The organism is Thermodesulfatator autotrophicus (assembly GCF_001642325.1).
GTDB classification, from domain to species: Bacteria; Desulfobacterota; Thermodesulfobacteria; order Thermodesulfobacteriales; family Thermodesulfatatoraceae; genus Thermodesulfatator; species Thermodesulfatator autotrophicus.
The window spans coordinates 1-21,309 of the sequence record NZ_LSFI01000010.1 but is presented as its reverse complement, the minus strand read 5'-3'; the positions used below and the strand labels follow the sequence as shown (position 1 = coordinate 21,309).

Genomic DNA, 21,309 nt, shown 5'->3' with positions numbered 1-21,309 from the left:
TCCTTTCTATTTTTTGAAGAAAATAAACACCTTTTTAAAAAGGACAAGCGTAAGGTCAGGATTTGTCTAAAAGTTTATATAAACAAATCAACTCATTTCTAACTTCAGCTAAAACTTTCCTGAGCTCTTCGTTAGAGTCTTTTTTAGAAGAAAGCCTTTTTTTAGCTCCCGCGATAGTATAACCTTCATCGTAAAGCAAAGTTTTTATTTTCTTAAAAACCTCTACCTGCTCTGGAGGGTAAAGCCTGCGGCCAGCTAAACGAAAAGGTTTTATATAGCGTTTGAATTCTTTTTCCCAGAAGCGCAAGACATGGGGCTCAAGGTCTAAAAGGCGGGCTACCTCGCCAATGGTATAGTAACGCTTACCTTTAACTGCCTTTTCATTCTTCATTTATGAGTTTTTTAAGGGTGCTGCTGGGGTAAAAAACTACCGTCTTTTTCCCTTCAATCAGTATGGGTGCTCCGTCTTTAGGGTTTACTCCCTTACGCGTAGGCCGTTTGTAAGGCGTAAACTGGCCAAATTTTACTATTTTTACTTTTTCTCCGCGTTCAAGGGCAAGTTTCATTTCTTCAAATAATTTATCCACCACCTGCCCCATACTGCGAACAGAAAAACCAAGGTTTTCGTGCAGGTATAAAGCCAGGTCTTTCTTGGTAACTGTCATCTTAGAGTTGCCTGAAACTGTTTTAAAATATCTTGAGTGACTTTTTCCTGAATTTCGTTTACTTCCTCATCGGTAAGGGTGCGCGATGAGGCCCTGTAAACAAAACGAAGGGTGAGGCTCTTTTTCCCCTCAGGAATGCCTTTACCCTTGTAAACGTCTATCACGGAGACCTTTTCAAGATAGGGGATCTCCTTATCAGCCACAAAAGCAAGAATCTCGGCTACCGGGACTCCGTCAGGCAAAAGTAAGGCCAGGTCCCGGCTGGTAGCGGGAAACTTGGGTAGAGGGACAAACTTTTTCTCAAAAGAGGCCTTCTCAATAAGCACATCAAAGTCAAGCTCAAAGAGAAAAATCTCTTGAGAGATATCTAGCTTCTCAAGAATGCCAGGACGCAAGGCCCCTAAAAAGCCGATGTTCTTATCGGAGAGTTTAACCGTAAGACTAAGGGCTGGCCAAAGAAAAGGTTCTTCACTCCCTGGCTTAAAAGACACTCCCTTTAGCCCCAGCTCATTAAAGAAAGTTTCAAGAATCCCTTTCACATCAAAAATGTCAAACTTCCTCTCAGAGCGAAAGCAGGAAAGAGGTGATGCTTCTCCTGTTAGCACTCCCGCCAGGCGATACTTTTCATCTGGTAAAGAAGAGCCTTCTTTAGGGAAAAATACCCGCCCAAGCTCAAACACTTTTACCGTAGGGTGCTCCCTAAAAATATTTGTTTGGGCTGTTTGCAAGAGGCCTGGAACCAGAGTGGTTCTCATCACAGACTGCTCTTCTGAAAGGGGATTGGCCAACTTCAGGGGATTAGCCCGTGGGTCTTCAGAAGAAAAGCCAAGAAGTTCTAAAAATTTTGGCGAAATAAAACTATAGTTTATCACTTCATAAAGCCCTAAAGCTGTCATAAAATAGCGGGTCTTGGCAGCCACCTTTTCAAATTTACTGGGGGGCTTCCCGGCAATTTCAGCTTTGGGCACACTTACCGGCAGACGGTCATAACCGTAAAGTCTTGCCACTTCTTCAATAAGGTCTTCAGGAAGCGCTATATCATGCCGATAGGAAGGTGGTGTGCAAATAAAGCCGTCTATACCCTTTTCAACCTTAACCTGCACTCTTTCAAGGATATGAGTTACTTTTTCGGGCTCAAGGTCTATTTTTAAGTAAAGGCTTAGCTTCTTTTGAGAAAGACTGATTTCTCTAGGTACATAAGGTTTGGGATATTCGTCTATCCGCCCAGAGATTATCTCTCCTCCGGTAAATTCTTTTATCATCTGGGCGGCCTGTTCAAGCCCAGGAATAACACCTTCAGGGTCAATGCCTCTTTCAAAACGATAAGAGCTATCAGAAGAAAGCCTTAAGCGCTGGCTGGTAAGCCTTATGCTTGAGGGATTAAACCAGGCAGCCTCAAGGAAAACGTTTTTCGTCTTTTCCGTAACTGCTGTTTCTTCGCCTCCCATAATACCAGCAATGGCAACCGGCCTTACCGCATCGGCTATCACCATGGTCTTAGAGTCAAGCTTGCGCTCTACGCCATCAAGAGTAAGAATTTTTTCTCCCTCGCGGGCCAGACGCACGATTATTCTTCGGCCTTCAAGCAGGTCAAAGTCAAAGGCGTGAAGGGGCTGGCCACGCTCAAGAAGAACGTAGTTGGTAACATCAACCACATTGTTGATAGGGCGCAGGCCACAGAGCCAGAGCTTTTTCTGGATCTCAAAAGGGCTTTCTTTAACTTCTACATTTTTAATAAGGCGGCCTGCATAGCGATAGCAAAGCTCAGGAACCTCTATGATAACATTTGTTTCTAAAAAAATTTCCTCTCCTAAAGGAAGCCTGGGAAGTTCAGGCTTTTTAAAAGTGGTCTCACAAAGAGCAGCCACTTCGCGCGCAAGACCCAGGATGGAAAGACAATCTCCCCTGTTAGGAGTGACAGCTACTTCAAGTATCGGTTCATCTAAACCTAAAAACTTTACCACTGACTGGCCCAGGGGAGCATCTTCCGCCAGCTCTATTATCCCGGAATGGTCACCACTTATACCTAATTCGTAAGCTGAACAAAGCACGCCTTGAGAAGACACACCTCTAATTTCTGCTGGTGAAACCTTATTACCAGTAAAAAGTATAACTCCTGGCGGGGCAAAAGCCGTCTTAAGCCCTACCCTTACATTGGGCGCCCCACAAACCACCTGATATTCCTGCGCACCATCAGAAACCTGACAGACGGCAAGCTTATCCGCCTGAGGATGAGGCTTTACCGCTACAATCTTTACTATTTTTACATCCTCAAGGTCTTCATAGGCGTTATAAACACCTTCAACCTCAAGGCCAGTCAACGTAAGGCGCTCAGCCAGTTCTTTCGGAGAAAGAGATACCTTTACCCATTCTTTGAGCCAGTTATATGGTACCAGCATCAGAACTGCTCCAATGAGTTAATTCTTTTATAGAAATCTCTTGCACAAATCTCTTAAAAAAACAATTCTTTCTAAAGAGAAGCATAAAATGCTAATTTAGCCAAGGACAACAATTTTGGTTTACTTCATTAAAGTCTTCCCAGGTAAGCCAGCCAAGTTTATCAGGTAGTTTTTTTATCTCTTGGCTATCTCTATATGGAAACTCATTTAACAAAGTATCTAATCTGTTTTTGTACTCAGTTAATTTGTAGCCGTATAAACGGCTAGTAGGATTATTTTTGAAAATTTTGGGGGTAATAAGTAAAAATAATGTCTTTTTAGGATTTCTTTTGTTTAAGGGACAACATAGATTATCATTTTTTTCTAACATAACATCAATAATTCTAGCAATCTGGTTACGTAAAGCATCAAAAGTAGTCTGACAAGATATATCAGATAATACTTTTGCTTCAATAATGACAGCAAAACCATTATTAGCATTTAAAATCATAGCATCTATATTAGTCGCCCCTTCAAGATTTTTTTTGCCTACCGCACTATCAAGAATATAAGTAATAATTTGTCTTTGTTCTAAGTTTTCTTTAAGCCACTTTTTGTAGGCCGGGGGAGAGGGTAAATTAACTTCAAAAAACAGGTAAAGCTCACCCTCAAAACATTCTTCCCAGGTATTTTCTTCTTTAAAGGGAGGTATTTCCCCATAAGCTTTACTGAAAAGACTTATAAGCTCTTGACTTCTTGTATTACTGTAAAAAATATTCATCATGCAATTTGCAATCCAAAACCTTTCATCTTTTTCTATCTGACAGGGAAGTTTTATTTCATTTAACGGCTTTCCCTTTCTATCAATATCTTTCTTTAAAAATTCGTCATATCTTTTGATACTGCGTTTATAGTATTCCAGGTGCTTAATATTCTTCTGACATTTACCATTTATGTTAACATCAGCGAAATGTAATAATAGTTGTTCTTCACTAAAGGGTAGAAAAACAGGATGTAGCATCAGAACTGCTCCAGAAAACGGAGGTGATTTTCGTAGAAAAGACGGATGTCGTTTATGCCAAATTTGAGCATGGCAATGCGTTCCACTCCCAGGCCAAAGGCAAAGCCCACCCATTCATCAGGGTCATAACCCACCGCCCGGAAAACATTGGGGTGAACCATTCCCGCCCCGAGAATCTCAAGCCAGCCTGTTTGCCCGCATACCCGACAGCCGTCACCCCCACAAATAACACAGCTAATGTCCATCTCCACGCTGGGCTCAGTAAAGGGAAAATAACTCGGCCGAAATCTAACGCGTGTCTCCTCACCGAAAGTCTCTTGAGCAAAAATCGTCAATATGCCTTTCAAATCCGCAAAAGAGACGTCTTTATCCACCATAAGGCCTTCTATCTGGTGGAACATAGGCGTATGGGTAACATCGGAGTCACAGCGATAGACCTTCCCGGGAGCAATTATCCGCAAAGGCGGTTTTTCCCTCTCCATGGTGCGGATTTGAATGGGAGAAGTATGCGTGCGTAAAAGAAGGCCATTTTCCAGATAAAAAGTGGCCTGCATGTCTCGCGCCGGATGGTCTTCAGGGATGTTTAAGGCCTCAAAGTTATAATAATCAAGCTCAACTTCAGGCCCAGTAGCAATGGAAAAGCCCATGCGTAAAAATATCTCACAAAGTTCTTCCATTACCTGAGTTATGGGATGAAGCTTACCAAGGAGATAAGGCCTTCCAGGAAGAGTCAAATCAACCCCTGGAAGGACCTTTTCTTTACGGGCTTTTAGGGCTTCTTGGGCCTCTTTTAAGGCCTCTTCAAGTTCTTTCTTAATCTGGTTGGCAAGCTTACCTATAACCGGTTTAAGCTCCGGGGGGAGCTTCGCAATAGATTTCAAGACCTGGGTCAGCTCCCCTTTGCGCCCCAGAAACTTAACCCTCGCGGCCTCAAGGGCCCTTTCATCTTTTGCACTTTTAATTTCAGCTAAAGCCTTATCGCGTAAGCTCTTTAGCTCTTTTTCATCCATGGTTATTGCCACTTAGAAGCCGCAAGCTCAACTAGCTTTTTGAAATCCTCTGGCTCAGTAACGGCCAGGTTAGCCAGAACCTTGCGGTCAAGCTCAACGCCCGCCTTCTTAAGGCCGCCCATAAAACGGCTGTAATTCATACCGTGAAGCCGCGCCGCAGCGTTTATTCTAACCTGCCAGAGTCTCCTGAAATCGCGTTTGCGCTGACGACGGTCACGATAGGCATAAACCAAGGCCCGTTCTACCGTCTCACGCACCCGACGAAAACAATTTTTCCGCTGGCCCCAGTAACCCTTGGCCATTTTTATATATTTTTTGTGTCTTCTCCTGGTCTTCGGTCCACCTTTGGCTCTAGGCATTTTAGGTCTCCTCCTTTAGAACTTGTAAGGAATTAAGCGCTTTACCGCTGAAAGGTTGGCTGGCGAAAGAATAGTAGGCTTTTTAAGGTGCCGCTTACGCTTACGGGTTTTCTTACGCAAAAGATGGCTTTTCCCAGCCTTAAAGTGTAGCACCTTCCCCTTTCCGGTAACCTTAAAGCGCTTAGCTGCCGAACGATTGGTCTTCATTTTAACCTTTCCCATGTTTTCACCTTCCTTGGATATTTATCTTATGTTTTAATTCTTTTTAGGGCCTAAAATCATTATCATCTGGCGGCCTTCCATACGCGGTTTCATCTCCACCTGGGCTTCGTTTTCCACCGCCTCAAGAATCTTCTTAAGCACTTCCATGCCAAGTTCAGGTTTAGTTATCTCACGCCCCCTGAAGAAAACCCGAATTTTAACCTTATTTTTGTCTTTTAAAAAGCGTTTTATGTGCCTTATTTTGGTTTCCAGGTCATGGGTATCAGTTTTAGGTCTGACTTTTATTTCTTTCACCTCTACCACGGCCTGTTTCTTTTTGGCCTCTTTGGCCTTTTTGGCCTGCTGATAAAGAAACTGGCCGTAGTCCATAATACGGCAGACAGGAGGATCAGCCTGCGGGGCAATTTCCACCAGGTCTAACCCCTGTTCTTCAGCAAGCCTTAAGGCCTCCTCCCGGGACACGATACCTACCTGTTTGCCGTCAGCGTCAATAAGTCTAACTTTTGGAGCTCTAATTCTTTCGTTAACCCTGTATTTCTTCTTATCTACTTTGGCCACCTTTTCTCCTAATTAAAAGTTTTAGCAGAGACTTCTTCTTCTATTCTAGCTATAAAGTCTTCCACACTCATTAAAGGTAAATTTTCACCTTTTCTGGTCCTGATAGTCAAGGCCTCATTCTCAAGTTCTTTATCGCCTATGATAATCATATAAGGAATCTTTTGCAGCTGAGCCTCGCGAATCTTGAAGCCAAGTTTTTCATTACGAAAGTCGGGCTTAACTCTAATGCCTGCCCCTTTAAGCCTTTCAAAGATCCGCTCTGCAAAGGGAATATGGCGGTCTGCCACTGTTATGATAATAGCCTGGACAGGGGCCAGCCATACGGGAAAAGCCCCGGCATAATGCTCAATAAGCACCCCGAAAAAGCGTTCAAGAGAACCGAGAAGCGCCCGGTGAATCATAATAGGCCGATGGCGCTGGTTATCTTCACCGATATAAGTCAAATTAAAACGCTCAGGAATATTAAAGTCCACCTGAATGGTTGAACATTGCCAGAAACGGCCAAGGATGTCTTTGATTTTGATGTCTATTTTTGGACCATAAAAAACTCCCTCACCCGGGTCTATCTCATAAGCAAGGCCTTTGTCTTCAAGGGCTTTACGCAGGGCCCCTTCGGCCTTTTCCCAGATGGCTTCGTCTCCCACATACTTTTCCGGCCTGGTGGAAAGAAAAATCTGATACTCTTTAAAACCAAAAGTACTCAAGAAATAAACCGTTAAATCAAGGCACTTAAATATTTCTTCTTCAAGCTGATCTTCACGGCAAAAGATGTGGGCATCGTCCTGGGTAAAGCCTCTCACCCGCATAAGCCCGTGAAGCACACCGCTTCTTTCGTAGCGATAAACGGTGCCAAGCTCACACCATCTTATGGGAAGCTCCCGATAACTGCGGCGGCGGCTTTTATAAATCAAAATGTGAAAGGGGCAATTCATGGGCTTAAGCTGGTATTCAACTTCGTCTATCTTCATGGGGGCAAACATGTTTTCCGCATAAAAATCAAGGTGGCCTGAAATTTGCCAAAGATGCCGCCTGGCAATATGCGGTGTTACTACCAACTCGTAGCCCCTCTTCAAATGCTCTTCTTTCCAGAAGTCTTCAATAATTTTGCGTACCAAAGCCCCTTTAGGGTGCCAAAGGATAAGCCCAGGACCTACTTCTTCTTCAATGCTAAAGAGCTCAAGTTCTTTGCCTAGGCGACGGTGGTCACGCCTTTTGGCTTCTTCAAGCTTTTTAAGATAGGCCTCAAGCTCTTCCCTGTTAAAGAAGGCAGTGCCATAAATGCGCCAGAGCATAGGATTATTTTCGTCACCACGCCAATAGGCACCTGCCACGGAAAGAAGCTTAAAGGCCTTGACCCAGCCAGTATGCGGAAGATGAGGGCCTGCACAAAGGTCAACAAAATCGCCCTGCCGATAAATACTTACAGTATCTCCAGGTATTTCTTCTATTAATTCCAGCTTGTATGGCTCGTTTAATTCGGTAAAAAGCTTTCTGGCTTCCTCTTTAGAAATTTCTTCCCGCACCAGGGGATAACGCTTTTTAATAATTTTTTTCATGCGTTTTTCTATTTGTTTTAGGTCATCAGGGGTGAAAGAGCGCTCGTAGTCAAAGTCATAATAAAAACCATTTTCTATGGTAGGACCAATACCAAGTTTGACTTCAGGGAAAAGTTCTTTTACCGCCTGGGCCATAACATGGGCAGCTGTGTGGCGCAAAAGTTCAAGAGACTCAGGGTCTTCAGGGGTAAGGAGTTTTCCAAAAGTGCCCTCTTCTGAGATCGGGGTCTCCAGATCAACTATTTTTTCGTTGAACCTGGCTCCCAATGTGTCTTTTTTGAGAAAATCTTTAAGAACTTCTTTTACCTTTGTACCTTTTCCTATCAATTTTTCTGCGCCGTCTGGCAAAACTACTTTTATGTCCACTTTGCTGCCCCTTCTAAAACATAAAGAAAAGGCATCTTTGGGATAACCCCAAAAGATGCCTTTCTTAGCGTGGTAGGCGCGGGCGGGATCGAACCGCCGACCTCTTGCGCGTCAAGCAAGCGCTCTCCCACTGAGCTACGCGCCTTTCCTTTTGTTGAAATTTCTAACAATCTTCAATTTCTTTGTCAAGAAGCGTTGTTAAGATTGCCGACTTCTTTAGCCAACTCTTCTATAGTTTCAGCCACTTTATGACGCGCTTTGGGCGAAAAGCCAGCTAAAATTACTTTAGTTGAGTTTTTATCAGGTATAACAGCTACCCAGTACCGCTGATGAGCAAAGAAAAAGGCCGCAAATATCCCTAAAATAATGCCCAAAAAACCCGCCCAGACAATCCAAACGCCTGGGTCTTTTTTAACCTGTAAACCAGTAGCGTAAACAGGTTTTATATCACTTAATTCAATTATAATAGCCTGACCACTGGGGAGTTCTATGCGTCTGGGATGGCGCTCAAGCACCCAGAAGGAAACTGGAGGCGATTCCTTTTCACTAACCCAGAGCTGAACCGCTATTAAACCATGAGCTTCTTGAACACCTAAAAGCCCTATTCTTAGGGCCTCCTCAGCCCACTCAGACTGACTAAATGGTTTTATAATTAAAACTTTTTGTCTAGGACCTTTTAAGACCCTTAGAGTTACTTCGGCAAAGGTGTTATAACTGGCCTGGTAAAAGGTTATTCCTTTATAGGTTAGAGGGGCATTCACTTCTATCGGCGCCTTTAAAACTTCTTTACCATTTTCAAGGATGGTGACCTCTGAACGATACTCTTTAGGCATACCATTGGGATAGAATTCTATTTCAAACTTGTCGCAGCGAACTGAAAAATCAAGAGGCTGTGTTCGGCGTTCAAGGCCAAACAAAATAACCTGGTTGGAACTTTCTCCTTCAAGAAGGGTCATATTCCCTCTAAAACCCCAGATAGCACCTATAATGGCACCAATTATCACCACCAATATAGAAAAATGGACTAAATAGACAGAAAAGTAACTAAAACGAAATTTATCTTTTAAAAACAATATGCCATCTTCAAACTCAACTTCTTTAACGCTACCAAGTTTCTTGGTGATTATTTCTTTTATTTTGCCTTTAGCTAAGGAATAATCTTCTTTTAGGGAAACTTCTTTGGCCGCAGGCATTCTAGTTAATTTCTTCGGGTCAACGGCAAGGGGATCCCGACGATAAAGCTCTAAAGAAAAGGGCAGGCGTTTAAGAGAACAAAGTATCAAATTTATACTGAATATCACCAGGAGGACTACAAACCACCAGGAATGATAGACATCATAAAGCTGTAAGAACTTTATAATCTGGCCAGCTGCCTCTCCGTAACGCTGAAAATAAAAAGCTATAGGCTGCCCTTGAGGAAGAACTGTACCAATAATAGAAGTGGCGGCCAGAGTTAAAAGAATAAAAATAGCCAGCTTTAAAGAAGCAAGAAAATTTATAAATTTATTTTTAAACATTTTTTTCTCTTTCTTCCTTTTCTAGTTTTTCCTGTTCTTCTTCGCTCATAGCCTTACGAAAGTTTTTAATCCCTTTCCCCAGGCCTTCTCCAATTTGAGGAAGACGACTAGCTCCAAAAAGAACAACAATTATAAGAAAAATAATTATAAGTTCTGGCAATCCCAGTCCAAACATAATTGCCTCCTATGCATCAGTATCTTGAACCTATCCTGACAGTGAAATTTTCGCAAGTCAAAAGAAATCAGCAAAAAAACTTCCTAAAAATAGGGATTAAGTTTTGGGTAACACTGAGCAACTGCTTCAATGAAAGCTTACGATAAGAAGGCCAAACCTGGTCTGAAACCAGAAGCAAAGAAACAACCGAAAGCCCTAGAGCTCTGCCCACACTAAAAATAGTTGAAGTCTCCATGTCAACCACCTGAGCCTTCATGGCGTATTCCTGGCAAAATTCTTTGGTCTCTCTAAAAAGGGCATCAGTTGAAACTACTTTGCCTTCCTGAAAGGCAAGCCCCTGAAGGGTAAGTTCATGATAAAGCCACCAGAACAAATCTCTTGAGGGCAAAAAATAATCTCCATAAAAACGGGAAGTGCCTTCAAGGGATAAGGCCTCTTCAGGCAAGAATAAAGAACCTAAAGGAACTTGAGAACTCAGGGCCCCAGCCCAACCATAAGCCAATATTTTTTGAGCTCCAGCCGCTTTTAAATACTCAAGCACAATGGCCGCCTGAGGAGCCCCTAACACTGGACCGCAAAGAGCAAGGTCTCCCTTACGCCAAAAATTTGTAAGGAAAAAAGAAGAAACTCGTTTAAGAGAAAGTTCTTTTTTTAAAAGTTCACAATCAGGCCTGGTAAAAGCCAGAACAACTGAAGGGGGAGCTTTAATTTTAGGCTTGGGCTTAAACACTAAAGTAACTTATAATCGCGTAAAACTTTAGCTAATTCGGGATTCTTCTTGGCCAGCTCCCTTAATGCATCCAGCAAGTCCTTGAGCTTACCCTCTCTTTCTAAATGCTCTATGGTTTCTTCTCTGGCCTTTCTTATTATTGTCCTTCTATCCCAGTAAGCAAAGCCAATAACAACGGCTACCAGTGTAGTAAAAATCCCCGTAAGTATCCATAAAAAGGTCATCATTTGCTCAAAACGAGCATTCATGTCTTGGCGGAGTTCCTCAATACGTTTGTCTATTTGCTCAAAACGCTTGTCTATCTGCTCAAAACGGGCATTCATATCTTTACGAAGTTCCTCAAAACGCTTGTCTGTCTGCTCAAAACGTTTGTCTATCTGTTCAAAATGGGCATTCATATCTGCCCGTAAATCTTCAAAACGTTTGTTTGTTTGTTCCATAAAAACCTTAAGGGTGGTCTCAAGACGTATGAGCCTTTCCCGGTCTTCCTGGGTAAAGCCATCACCTGCCCAGGCCAGAGAAGCTAACAAAAACCAGAATATAAGGAAAAACGAGAAAAGCTTTTTCACCGTTAAACTCCCTAAAACTACTTTTTAATCATATCTGAAAGATAATATTTAATCTACCTTTTTGGCCCCTTCTTCTGCCGCTATTTCGCAAAGCCTTTCTTTAAAGGCTTCTATCTCATCAGCGTATTCTTTGGCTGGCCTTTCTATACCACAGGCGAGGCACCTCACCCGCGCTCGGGCTCAATTACCAACGATGATAGCCGGCCCACCACAATAACAACAGTTAAGTTCCGGCTCTGTCTTATCACTCATCTAAAACCTCTTTATATTTGCATTTTGGACAAAGTTTATATTCATTGCGGCGTTCTTTTTTGCGCACCATAAAAGGGGCTCCGCATTCAGGGCATTCTTCTTTTATAGGCTCCTGCCAAAGGATAAATTCACATTCCTTTTCGCTGCAGCGATAATAAATCTTTCCGGTACGAGCCCGCCTTTTTATTAGCGTCCCTTTGCAGCCCTCTTCCGGGCAGGGAATACCTGTGCTTATGGGCTTGGTATTTTTACATTCCGGGTAACCTGAACAGGCCATAAATTCACCAAAGCGGCCCCTTTTTATCACCATAGGCCGACCACACTTTTCGCAGACTTCACCGGTCTCACGATTTTTCTCTACAATCTTGATAATTCCTTTTTCGTCGCGCGTATAGTCTCTTGTCTCTTTACATTCTGGATAACGGCTACAGGCAAGAAAAGCCCCTGCCCGCCCTACGCGAATAATCATTTCTTCGCCACAGGCAGGGCATTTTATACCAGAAGGAACCCCTGCTTTAAGAGAGGCCATTTCTTTTTCGGCCCTTTTTAAAACCTCTTCAAAGGTCTTGTAAAAAGAACGTAATAGCTCTACACGTTCTCTCTTCCCTTCTTCTATCTCATCAAGGGCTTCTTCAAGACGGGCGGTAAAGCCAGTTTCAATAATGTCAGGAAAATGGGCCACCAGAAGATCATTCACCAGGAGCCCTAGCTCAGTAGGCTTAAGATAGCCCTTTTCCTGCTCCACATAGCCACGGTCTTTTATGGTGGAGACAATCTGGGCATAAGTGGAAGGCCGTCCAATGCCTTTTTCTTCTAATGTCCTGATAAGGCTTGCCTCGGTATAGCGCGGTGGCGGCTGGGTAAAGTGTTGCTTCGGATCAACTTCTTTTAACTTGAGCTGATTTCCTTCTTCAACTTTAGGCAAATTGGCTTCTTCTTCCTCATCGGTGCGGTAAAGAACAAGGAATCCCGGGTGTACCAACCGCTGGCCGCTTGCCAGAAGCTCATAGTCCCCGCCGGCAATGTAAATCTCTGTACGCTCAAAACGGGCTTCGGCCATTTGAGAGGCCACAAATCGCCTGAAAATTAAGTCATAAAGGGCAAGCTCCTCACGGGAAAGATAAGGCTTAAGACTTTCAGGCGTTCTCATAAGAGAAGTGGGCCTTATAGCTTCATGAGCCTCCTGGGCACTTTTACGGCTTTTAAAGCTATGGGGCTTTTTCGGCAAAAAGTCAGGGCCAAAGTTTTGCTTGATAAAAGCCCGAGCCTCTTCCTGGGCTTCTTTGGCTATACGAACAGAATCTGTCCTCATGTATGTAATAAGACCTACCGCGCCTTCTTCTCCAAGCTCCACACCTTCGTAAAGACGCTGGGCAAGGAGCATGGTCTTTTTAGCAGAAAACCTAAAACGTCTCCAGGCCTCTTGTTGAAGGGTGCTGGTAATAAAAGGCGCTGGGGGTTTGCGCTTTACTTCCTTCTTTTCAACCTTTGAAACCAAAAAGTCTTGTTTTAAAAGGTCCTCCACTATGGCTTTGGCTTCGGCCTCACTTTTGGGTTTTACCGATTTACCTTTATAGCGCTTGAGTTTAGCCCGAAGAGGGCCTTCTTCGGTTTCAAAAATGAGCTCTATAGTCCAGTATTCTTCAGGCTCAAAGGCTTCTCTTTCACGCTCACGCTCGCAAATGAGGCGTAAGGCCACAGACTGGACTCTTCCTGCGGAGAGCCCCCGCTTTACCTTTTCCCAGAGGAGGGGAGAAAGATTATAGCCTACCAGGCGGTCAAGGATACGCCGGGCCTTTTGCGATTCAAACTTGTTAGGATCAAGCTCACCTGGGCGGGCAAGGGCCTCTTTTATACCTTTTTCCGTAAGTTCGTAAAGCAAAAGACGCTTTATAGGTTTTTTAAGGCTTTTTAGCTCTTCAGCAATATGCCAGGCAATGGCCTCACCTTCACGGTCTGGGTCTGGCCCAAGATAAATCTCTTCGGCCTTTTTAGCAGCACTTTTTAGTTTTTTGATAACTTCTTTTTTACCACGAATGGTTACGTATTCCGGCTCAAAGCCGTTTTCTACTTTTACACCCAAGCGGCTTTTAGGTAGATCTTTGATATGCCCAACTGAGGCCGCAACTTCAAAATTTTTGCCTACAATTTTTTTTATAGTCCGCACTTTAGTGGGAGATTCAACGATTATTAAACCCTTTTTCATAACGACACCTTCAAATATGTGTTTCCGGGTTGCTTGGCTATCAATCCTTCTAACTCTAGGTTAGTAAGAATCTGTAACAGTTTATCGACTTCCAAGCCCGTTTTTAAAATTAACTCATCAAATTCAAGGGGTTCTCCCTCGAAACAACTTAAAACTTTGGCCTCTTCTTGAGTAAGTGTCAACTCCTGTCTTTCATTTAAAGAAGAAAGGTCAAAAATCTCTAATACTTGTTCAGGATGGTCCACCAGAAGAGCACCCTCACGAATTAAAGCGTGAGTTCCCCGGCTCATTGGAGAATAGATAGGCCCTGGAACAGCAAGCACTTCCCGCCCCTGTTCACCCGCCAGTCTCGCGGTAATTAAAGAGCCACTTTTCAAGTCAGCTTCCACCACCAGCACCGCGGCGCTTAAGCCACTTATCAGGCGATTTCTAATGGGGAAATTGCCTGGCTTTGGTTTGGTACCCAAAGGAAACTCGGTAATCAACCCCCCGCCTTTGGCCACTATTTCTTGGCGGAGCCAGGTATTACTGGCAGGATAATTTACATCAAGTCCACAACCCAAAATAGCATAAGTAGGAGCACCTTTTCTAACCGCGGCTTCATGAGCACAGGTGTCTATGCCTAAAGCCAGCCCGCTTACAATGGGAAGTCTCGCTTCGGTAAAAATAGAAACCCACCTGCGGCAGACTTCCCGGCCATAGGAAGTAGCTTTTCTTGCCCCTACTACGGCTAGTCCTGCTTTATCTGGCATATTTCCTTGAACATAAAGGATAGGAGGCGGGTCGGGTATTTCCTTTAAAAGCGAAGGATATTCCTCGTCAAAAATACTTACTATTTTTCCTCCTAGCTTCTGGACACGTTCAAGCTCTTTTTGGGCCCTAACAAGGGCTTCGTCTTTGGAAGGAAGGTCAAGACCAATTTTTCTTACCTGAGCTTTAGAAAGAGAGAATACCCCTTCCAGCTCTCCAGCTTGGCCCAAAAGCTTAAAAAAACGCCGCGGCCCCATTTGGGGAACCAACCATAAAGCCAGAGACCAGAGTAGAACCTCAGAGGACATTATGAAGGGTTAAAAACAAGCTTCAACTTGTTCCCTGAAGAGTCAAAAACAAAAAAGGGTGAAAGAATTTCCTTGGCAAAAGTAAAGAACATATCATCTTCAGGGAGATTTTCAGCGCCATCAAGTTCAATTTCAACTACAGGTGTATTTTGATTAAAAGTCCTAATTTTAAAGGCAGTTTTATTCTTAACCGCAAAGGGAACTAAAGCCCAAAAAAGGGCACAAAAGCCCCGATAAATCTTTGCTGGCGGAGCTACAACGGAAATTTCTTCTGCAAAATCAGCAATTTTGGTAATATCATGCTTAAATTTCAAGTCTGCTTCCCAAAAAATAAGCATCTTTTCAAGAATTTCATTTAGATTAAGAGGAGATGGCGTTTCTTGAGTTATGATATTAGCGGCGTCTAGGAGGTCCTTAAGCCTTTTAATCTGGTCTTCCATTTGAGAAAATTTTTCCAGCAAAGTCTTTGAAATTTCATTTTCAGGCTGTCTGGCCAGATAAAATTTTAACATCTCAAGCTGCATGGAAATAATCTGCAAAGGCCCGCTAAAGTTATGAATCAAGCCCTGAACCAAATGGCCACAAGCTGCCTTAGGTAACAACTGACGAAACAACTCTTGATTCATCTTCTTCACCCCTGGTTAAATCCTGAAATATGGAAACAAAAATTTGTACTATTTCAGGGTCAAACTGACTCCCTTTACCTTTTTTAATTTCTTGAATGGCATCAATAAAGCTCATAGCCGGACGGTAAGGGCGTTTGCTAGTCATGGCATCAAAGGCATCGGCTACCGCTAAAACTCTTGAAAGAAGAGGTATATCCCGACCTGCCAAACCAGTGGGATACCCTTTTCCATCCCAGCGTTCATGGTGATATTTTATAATTTTAGCCTCTTCAGCAAGAAGCCCAATATGCCCTACTATCTCAGCCCCTATAAGGGGATGGGCTTTTATAATTTCAAACTCATCTGAAGTTAAGCGACCAGGTTTGAGTAATATGGCATCAGGTATTCCTACTTTGCCTATATCATGGAGATGGCCTGCTACCCTGAGACATTCTATCTCATCATCAGAAAGCCCTAACTCTCTAGCTAAAAGAACTGCGTAACGAGTGACCCGCTCTGAATGTTCTTTGGTATAAGGATCTTTTGCCTCAAGGACCTTAACCAATGCCCTTAGGGCATCATGTAAATTAAGGACTATGCTTTCATATAAAATAAAATTTTCTACTAAAGGGGCACTTCTTTCTCCTATAAGATTAGCCAAAAAAAGCTCTTCTCTAGAAAAATTTTCTTGACGACATAAAACAAAAGCCCCAAAAATTTCTCCTCTGATGAGGAAGGGCACAATAAGAGTGGCTTTTTCATTATCTTTTTGAGGAATTAAATAAGGGAGCCTTTCACGAACACTTTTACTCACAGGATTAGCTTCTTCAATCAAAATCTCTGAAGGTCTCTCCTTAAAGCCAGCCCAACTTGTGGGAATAAGAACACCTTTCTCCTGGTCAAATAAATAAAAGACAATTTCTTCTGAAGGGATAAACTCCTGTTGTAATTTTATAATTTCATCGTAAAGAGTTGACAGGCTATCACATTTAATAAGACGATCACTAATAGTGAAAAGTAGCGTTTGTTCTTGGGTTTTTCGTTTAAGCAATTCCAGAATATCATCATATTCTGACTTGGAAGTTTTATTTTTTTGTTTGAAACGGGCAATAATCTCCAAAAGTTGCTGTGAGGTAAAAGGTTTTATAAGAAAATCATTTGCCCCTTCTCTTAAAGCTTCAACAGTAAGGTCTAGAGATGGATAACCTGTCATTAATATGACAGGTATTTGGTAACCGTCTTTACGGATTATCCGGAGCAATTCAAGGCCTGAAAGGCCTGGCATATTTATATCTATAAGGGCCAGGTCAATGGGGTATTTTTTCAGTATATCAAGGGCTTCGTAAGCATTTCTTGCTTGAAAGACTTCACAATCTTCTTGAGAAGAAAGAAGTAAGGCCAAATTTTCTCGCAGGAGGTTTTCATCATCTACAACTAAATAGCGGGGCTTATTCATAATTTGACCTTTGAATTAAAACTTTTTTTATAGCTTCAAACTCTTCTTCGTCCAAAAAACCTTCCTGGTGAAGCCTCGCTAACCTTTCCAGTTCATCCAGCAAAGAGTTTGGAGAAGAAGTGCGTTCTTCAAGGCTTTCCTTAAACCGCTGATAAACTTGTCTTAAATCTTCAAGAAGTCTCTTATTTTCACGCTCAAGCAATATCAGAGTACAAGCGTTATTTACGCTCACTTTTAACTCCTCAAGGCTAAAAGGTTTACGGATGTAATCGTAAGCACCTTCTTTTAAAGCCTGAATAGCCGAATCTAAAGAAGCATATCCAGTAATTACTATCACTAAAATGCGAGGGTTTATCTTTTTGGCTTCTTTCAATAGTTCAATTCCTTCTAAACCGGGCATTTTCAAATCGGTAATTAGGAGATCAAAATCCTCCCTTTTGAGGAACTCCAGGGCTTCAATACCGTTTGAAGCTACTTTTATAATACGATTTGGGCCTTGCAGCTCCTCAAAAAGTAGAATCCGAAAAACCTTTTCATCTTCGGCTACAAGAATCCTTATGACATCTTCAGTTGCTTCCACTTTCAAACCCGTGCGTCAAAAAGGATACCCACCAACTCATCAAGTTTCTTTCTAATTTCTAATAATTCTTGAGGTGGAATTTGTCTAATAACCTCTTCTGTTTGAGGATCTATTACTTTAACCACTAATTCATCGGTATCTTTATCTACACTGAATACCAGTCTTACATTTAGCTGTTCAAGTTCTTTTTGGATAGTTTTTACCATCTCTTCATAATTTTCAGGCTTTTTTTGGTCTTCAGATGTTTTATTTTCTAATTTTTCTTTCAAAACGTTGTTGGTGGGAGATCGAGAAGAACTCTCTTCCAACTTCTGAGAAGGCCCTAAAAGCTCCAAACTTTGATTAGAAAGATTTGATACCTGCATGGCTACCCCCTAGTTAAAATTTGAAACATTCATAAATTCAACTAAAGACCTCTTTTTCAAAAGGACTAATCTTGCCAATTCTTCTTCGTCTCGTAAAACTTGTTCAATTTCTGAAATGTCATCTTTAGAAAACTGGCTGCTTTTCAGGAGTTTCATGAGATCTTTCTTAATATCAAGAATGGCCTGTAATTTTTGAAAATCGTTTTGGGCTAAAGCCTCCCGACAAGACCGGTTAATAGCCAGAAGTTGTTCTAAAACTTCTTTGCCAGACACTTAAACCTCCTTTGGAAATATTTTTCTTGCTAATCTATTTTTCGGCAGTAAATGCCAATAACTAAAAAATATGTTGAATAGTTTTTCTTCTCTTGACACAAAGCCCAGTTTTGATAATCATTTGATTAAACGCTGGGGGATCGTCTAATCGGCAGGACAGCGGGCTCTGGACCCGCCGGTCTAGGTTCGAATCCTAGTCCCCCAGCCATTTTTTATGCTCTCTTGAATCAGGCTAAAAATAAGTTAAATTGTATGGCGGAGGTGACCGTAGCTCAGGTGGTCAGAGCGCCGGGTTGTGGCCCCGGAGGTCGTGGGTTCAAATCCCACCGGTCACCCCAAAATCAAAGCTTTCCAGACCCCCTCCTCCAGGTGTCCATATAGGTGTCCAAAAATCTTTCCCGGGTTTGGCAAGACAATCGGATAGTAGAGAGGTTATGGAGGTCGTTGAAATATGAGAGTGTATAATTAGAGGAGTTTAGAGGTGGTAGGGAGGTAAAAGAGGCGAAAGGTGGCTTAAGGCATACAACGCAGAGAGGCCACATTTCAGTTTGGAAAAGAATACCCCGGATGAGGTTTACTTCCTAAATTCCCGGATAAGGGGAAAGCAGAGGTGAGAAATAACGAATCCATACTAAAGGCCTTCCGGTTCCAGACCTTGAGAAGGGAAATTTCCTATACTTTAGACATTAGTGACCAAAAAGAAGGGGCGCCGGTATCGATTCCCGGCTGTTTTTGGACGCAATCCTTCCTTCCCGATCTTAAATCGTCCAAACCTAAAACCTTCCTCCTCTTCCTTCAGGCCTTACCAATCTGCCGCTTCTAACCCGCACGCGGCAAAATGTATCCACTCAAGGTGTTCTATCTGCTTCGTAAATAAGACTTTGAGTCTCCGGGCATGTCTTACTACTTTCGCTGCTACCCTCAAAAAGTGCTTGATTATCCTTCCAGCACGACTCTTTCTGGCCTCTTCGGGCAACAACCGGTACTGCATCCCCACCAGCAAAAGATGCACTATCTGCCCCAGCGTGTAATAGGCCCGGTTAGCTACGAAACTCTGACACGGTGGATGATGAAGTCCCAAATCCCTTAACGGCCCTTTCAGCGGGTTCTCCTGCCCCTGCTTCTGCCTGTGCCTCCTTACCAGCTCCTTCAGCCCCAAGGCCTCGTTGCTCACCAAAATAAAAACATAGCTGGGAAAAAGTCTTCCCTGCTTCCCATCCCTCTTCTGCCTCACTACCACATAGGTCTCCTCCTCAGGCCACCCTGTGGGCTGATAATAAATGAAGGCCGCTTCTTCCCTGCCGTCGTCTGTAATCTTCTCCCAGGCCTCCTCAGGAAGGCTCCGGGCCAGCTCCAAAAGCGGCCTCTTGTGCACCCCGTGCGTCACACTGATGGAGTAATCTTGACCAGCTTCTTTCAGCAAAGCTACTACTTCCTTGTTGTAATAAGCCGCATCCATCAAAAAATAGCCCTTTTCCCCTTCTGGCAAGAGCTTGATCACCCCCTCGATGAGTTCTCCAAAACCCTCGGAAGGATGAACATCCCCGGGATAAAGCCTCTGTTTCACCCATAAGTTCCCTACAAAGGCGCCGTGAAGCCAGAAGCCCTTTTGGCCATTGTAAAGTGCTTTGGCCTCCTCAAAATATCTTCCATAGACCTCAATAGCGGTGCCGTCCACAAAGACGGGAAGCCAGCCACGGTGGAAAAGTTCATGTTCTACCATAGAGCCAATGAGTTTTGAGGCCAGGTCTTCGGCTATCTGGAGAAGCTTGGTAAGTGCTTCTTCATCAAAACGGCAGAGATATTCCGAGACCCTTCTACTGTCAGGGACTTCCTCAAGCCTCGCCAGAGTCCTTTGGGGGCCAGGTCCTCTTTGAGAAGGTCTACATCGCACAGGTTCCCCTCACCAAGGGCAATGGAGTAGATGAGGGAAAGAAGGTAGTGAACATCGGAGGGACCACGGTTGCGGACTTTGAGCTTGATTTTCTCTGTAAGGATTTGAGGAAGACGGTGGGAGGCGGCGAAGCGAGCCAGGAAGGTGAGTCCCCCTTTAGGGGTGAGAAGCTCGTCGGTGAAGTCAATTTCCACTTTTGGTGTTATAATGCTCATGGGCACCTCCTGGGTGAATTGGTTTGTTTTCCGAAACTCTTTATACCCCAGGTTCGGTGCCCTTTCCTCTCTTTTTTATCCGGGACTTAGGGGTTTTAAACCTTTTTGAAAGATATGGATTTTCGATGATAAAAGGTTTTTCCACCCTTTTTCAATTTCCTTCTAATGAACCTTTAAATGAAAAACCTCGTGAGGGTTTAGATAGCAAAGCAGGTTTTTGGGCTGTTTTATTTGAAAAGAGGTAGTTTCAGGAATAAACCCAAAACTACCTCTTTATATGTTCTAATAAATTTAAAATTCTGGTTTAAGATTCTGGCGCTTCAGGAACATCGTCTCCGTGGCATGCCTCGCAGTTGTGCTGAGCAGGAATTCCATATTCACCAGAAGGAAATTCAGCATCAGGTTCATATTTACCGTCTTTCCATTTGTTAAGCAATACTACAAGATGATAAGCAACACTGGCAGTTACTCTAGCACAACGGTCTCTTCTTTCTGGACTCTTTAGTGATTTATTGGCTTTTTTCATCCATTTACCAACAGAAATATGGCATAGTGGCGAGTCGCTAACGGTATGGGGTATTTTTTTAGGATCAACTTTGGGGTTCTTGGGAACATATACAGGCATTGCTGCTTCACAATACCATTCCATTATTTCACTTCCCATAAGTGCTCCGAGATGAGTTCCAGCAATTCTTGGGCCTAAAATAAAATTAGTAACTACATTGGCTCCTAAAAGAGAACCACAAATAGTTCCCCAGCCAGCCACCCCACCTTCGGCGAAGATGAAAGCTTCTATAGGGATTAGATTATAAGGTCCCCCTACTTTTTTACGTAATTGAGAAAAAATGCTGCATACTACCGAACCACCACAAAAGAGTTTATACCATCCACGATAGGCCAATTCTGCTGTTTCAACGGGATCGAGTTTTTCATAAGGCCACGGCCATTTTTCAGTTATAGCTTTGGCCTGTGCTGAACTCTCTGGTAATAATAATTTGCCAGCTGTAAGCCCTAACAATAAAGCTCCTGTACCTTTTAAAAGATCTCTCCTGGTAGCACCAAGCGCTGTTAATTTTTTCTTACTCATAAAATAACACCCCTTATAAAAATTTTTTGTTATTATACGTTATTAATAACACTAAAATTAAAAATTTTGATCAAGTCCAATGAAATGTTTTATAGGCTTTTAAAAAAAGTTTAATGGAAATTTTTCTATTATTTTCATATTGATTCGAAAAGTATTATATTTTTCCTGTGAAAACATCAACCAATAACCACC

General features: G+C 42.8%; 22 protein-coding genes and 3 tRNA genes. 2 read left to right on the top strand and 23 right to left on the bottom strand.

What is annotated here, in order from left to right:
- Positions 1-55: 55 nt before the first annotated feature.
- The 21 genes from TH606_RS03130 to TH606_RS03030 all read right to left on the bottom strand — a co-directional run bounded on the left by TH606_RS03130 (position 56) and on the right by TH606_RS03030 (position 17,921).
- The gene (locus TH606_RS03130; RefSeq protein ID WP_068541247.1) at positions 56-391 is read right to left on the bottom strand and encodes a MerR family transcriptional regulator; all 336 of its coding nucleotides are present in this window, start codon (positions 389-391) and stop codon (positions 56-58) included.
- The gene (locus tag TH606_RS03125) at positions 381-665 is read right to left on the bottom strand and encodes an integration host factor subunit alpha (protein WP_068541246.1); all 285 of its coding nucleotides are present in this window, start codon (positions 663-665) and stop codon (positions 381-383) included. The genes TH606_RS03130 and TH606_RS03125 overlap by 11 nt, the downstream gene beginning before the upstream one ends.
- The gene (gene pheT / locus TH606_RS03120; protein WP_068541245.1) at positions 662-3,064 is read right to left on the bottom strand and encodes a phenylalanine--tRNA ligase subunit beta; all 2,403 of its coding nucleotides are present in this window, start codon (positions 3,062-3,064) and stop codon (positions 662-664) included. Before pheT ends, TH606_RS03125 begins: the two co-directional genes overlap by 4 nt.
- A gap of 91 nt (positions 3,065-3,155) precedes the next feature.
- Positions 3,156-4,064, bottom strand: coding sequence for a hypothetical protein (locus TH606_RS03115; RefSeq protein WP_068541244.1), 909 nt, complete (start codon positions 4,062-4,064; stop codon positions 3,156-3,158).
- The gene (pheS, locus tag TH606_RS03110; RefSeq protein ID WP_068541243.1) at positions 4,064-5,074 is read right to left on the bottom strand and encodes a phenylalanine--tRNA ligase subunit alpha; all 1,011 of its coding nucleotides are present in this window, start codon (positions 5,072-5,074) and stop codon (positions 4,064-4,066) included. The genes TH606_RS03115 and pheS overlap by 1 nt, the downstream gene beginning before the upstream one ends.
- 2 nt (positions 5,075-5,076) lie before the next feature.
- Complete coding sequence (gene rplT, locus TH606_RS03105) at positions 5,077-5,433, bottom strand: 50S ribosomal protein L20 (protein WP_068541242.1); 357 nt, start codon at positions 5,431-5,433, stop codon at positions 5,077-5,079.
- Between the two features lie 15 nt (positions 5,434-5,448).
- Positions 5,449-5,655, bottom strand: a complete 207-nt coding sequence (rpmI, locus tag TH606_RS03100) for a 50S ribosomal protein L35 (RefSeq protein WP_068541241.1) — start codon at positions 5,653-5,655, stop codon at positions 5,449-5,451.
- Between the two features lie 33 nt (positions 5,656-5,688).
- A complete protein-coding gene (gene infC / locus TH606_RS03095) occupies positions 5,689-6,213 on the bottom strand; it encodes a translation initiation factor IF-3 (protein ID WP_068541240.1) in 525 nt (174 codons plus the stop codon).
- A gap of 8 nt (positions 6,214-6,221) precedes the next feature.
- Positions 6,222-8,135 carry a threonine--tRNA ligase gene (thrS, locus tag TH606_RS03090; protein ID WP_068541239.1) on the bottom strand — a complete coding sequence of 638 codons (1,914 nt, stop codon included), beginning with the start codon at positions 8,133-8,135 and terminating at the stop codon, positions 6,222-6,224.
- A gap of 70 nt (positions 8,136-8,205) precedes the next feature.
- Positions 8,206-8,280, bottom strand: a tRNA-Val gene (locus tag TH606_RS03085).
- 40 nt (positions 8,281-8,320) lie between these two features.
- A complete protein-coding gene (resB, locus tag TH606_RS03080) occupies positions 8,321-9,652 on the bottom strand; it encodes a cytochrome c biogenesis protein ResB (RefSeq protein WP_068541238.1) in 1,332 nt (443 codons plus the stop codon).
- Entirely contained in the window at positions 9,645-9,827 is a 183-nt protein-coding gene (gene tatA, locus TH606_RS03075) for a twin-arginine translocase TatA/TatE family subunit (RefSeq protein WP_068541237.1), read from the bottom strand. Before tatA ends, resB begins: the two co-directional genes overlap by 8 nt.
- Before the next feature lie 67 nt (positions 9,828-9,894).
- Positions 9,895-10,557, bottom strand: coding sequence for a phosphorylase family protein (locus TH606_RS03070; protein WP_068541236.1), 663 nt, complete (start codon positions 10,555-10,557; stop codon positions 9,895-9,897).
- Complete coding sequence (locus TH606_RS03065) at positions 10,557-11,126, bottom strand: coiled-coil domain-containing protein (protein ID WP_068541235.1); 570 nt, start codon at positions 11,124-11,126, stop codon at positions 10,557-10,559. Before TH606_RS03065 ends, TH606_RS03070 begins: the two co-directional genes overlap by 1 nt.
- A gap of 244 nt (positions 11,127-11,370) precedes the next feature.
- Entirely contained in the window at positions 11,371-13,584 is a 2,214-nt protein-coding gene (gene topA, locus TH606_RS03060) for a type I DNA topoisomerase (RefSeq protein ID WP_068541234.1), read from the bottom strand.
- The gene (gene dprA, locus TH606_RS03055; RefSeq protein WP_068541233.1) at positions 13,581-14,642 is read right to left on the bottom strand and encodes a DNA-processing protein DprA; all 1,062 of its coding nucleotides are present in this window, start codon (positions 14,640-14,642) and stop codon (positions 13,581-13,583) included. Before dprA ends, topA begins: the two co-directional genes overlap by 4 nt.
- A complete protein-coding gene (locus TH606_RS03050) occupies positions 14,642-15,268 on the bottom strand; it encodes a histidine kinase (RefSeq protein ID WP_157627849.1) in 627 nt (208 codons plus the stop codon). Before TH606_RS03050 ends, dprA begins: the two co-directional genes overlap by 1 nt.
- The gene (locus tag TH606_RS03045) at positions 15,234-16,703 is read right to left on the bottom strand and encodes an HD domain-containing phosphohydrolase (RefSeq protein WP_068541231.1); all 1,470 of its coding nucleotides are present in this window, start codon (positions 16,701-16,703) and stop codon (positions 15,234-15,236) included. The genes TH606_RS03050 and TH606_RS03045 overlap by 35 nt, the downstream gene beginning before the upstream one ends.
- Positions 16,696-17,283, bottom strand: a complete 588-nt coding sequence (locus tag TH606_RS03040; protein ID WP_197460498.1) for a response regulator — start codon at positions 17,281-17,283, stop codon at positions 16,696-16,698. Before TH606_RS03040 ends, TH606_RS03045 begins: the two co-directional genes overlap by 8 nt.
- Before the next feature lie 2 nt (positions 17,284-17,285).
- The gene (locus tag TH606_RS03035; protein ID WP_068541229.1) at positions 17,286-17,648 is read right to left on the bottom strand and encodes a flagellar protein FlaG; all 363 of its coding nucleotides are present in this window, start codon (positions 17,646-17,648) and stop codon (positions 17,286-17,288) included.
- A 9-nt stretch (positions 17,649-17,657) separates the two neighbouring features.
- Entirely contained in the window at positions 17,658-17,921 is a 264-nt protein-coding gene (locus tag TH606_RS03030; protein WP_068541228.1) for a hypothetical protein, read from the bottom strand.
- A 133-nt stretch (positions 17,922-18,054) separates the two neighbouring features.
- On the opposite strand from TH606_RS03030, the gene TH606_RS03025 reads away from it, so the two are divergent.
- Both TH606_RS03025 and TH606_RS03020 read left to right on the top strand, forming a co-directional pair.
- Positions 18,055-18,129 (top strand) — tRNA-Gln (locus TH606_RS03025).
- A 53-nt stretch (positions 18,130-18,182) separates the two neighbouring features.
- Positions 18,183-18,259 (top strand) — tRNA-His (locus tag TH606_RS03020).
- 464 nt (positions 18,260-18,723) lie between these two features.
- On the opposite strand, the gene TH606_RS03015 is transcribed toward TH606_RS03020, so the two are convergent.
- Together TH606_RS03015 and TH606_RS03000 are read right to left on the bottom strand one after the other, a co-directional pair.
- Positions 18,724-19,815 carry a transposase gene (locus TH606_RS03015; RefSeq protein ID WP_082863486.1) on the bottom strand — a complete coding sequence of 364 codons (1,092 nt, stop codon included), beginning with the start codon at positions 19,813-19,815 and terminating at the stop codon, positions 18,724-18,726.
- A gap of 519 nt (positions 19,816-20,334) precedes the next feature.
- Positions 20,335-21,117: a C-GCAxxG-C-C family protein gene (locus tag TH606_RS03000; protein WP_068541224.1), complete on the bottom strand. Its 783-nt coding sequence runs from the start codon at positions 21,115-21,117 to the stop codon at positions 20,335-20,337.
- Between the last annotated feature and the right edge of the window lie 192 nt (positions 21,118-21,309).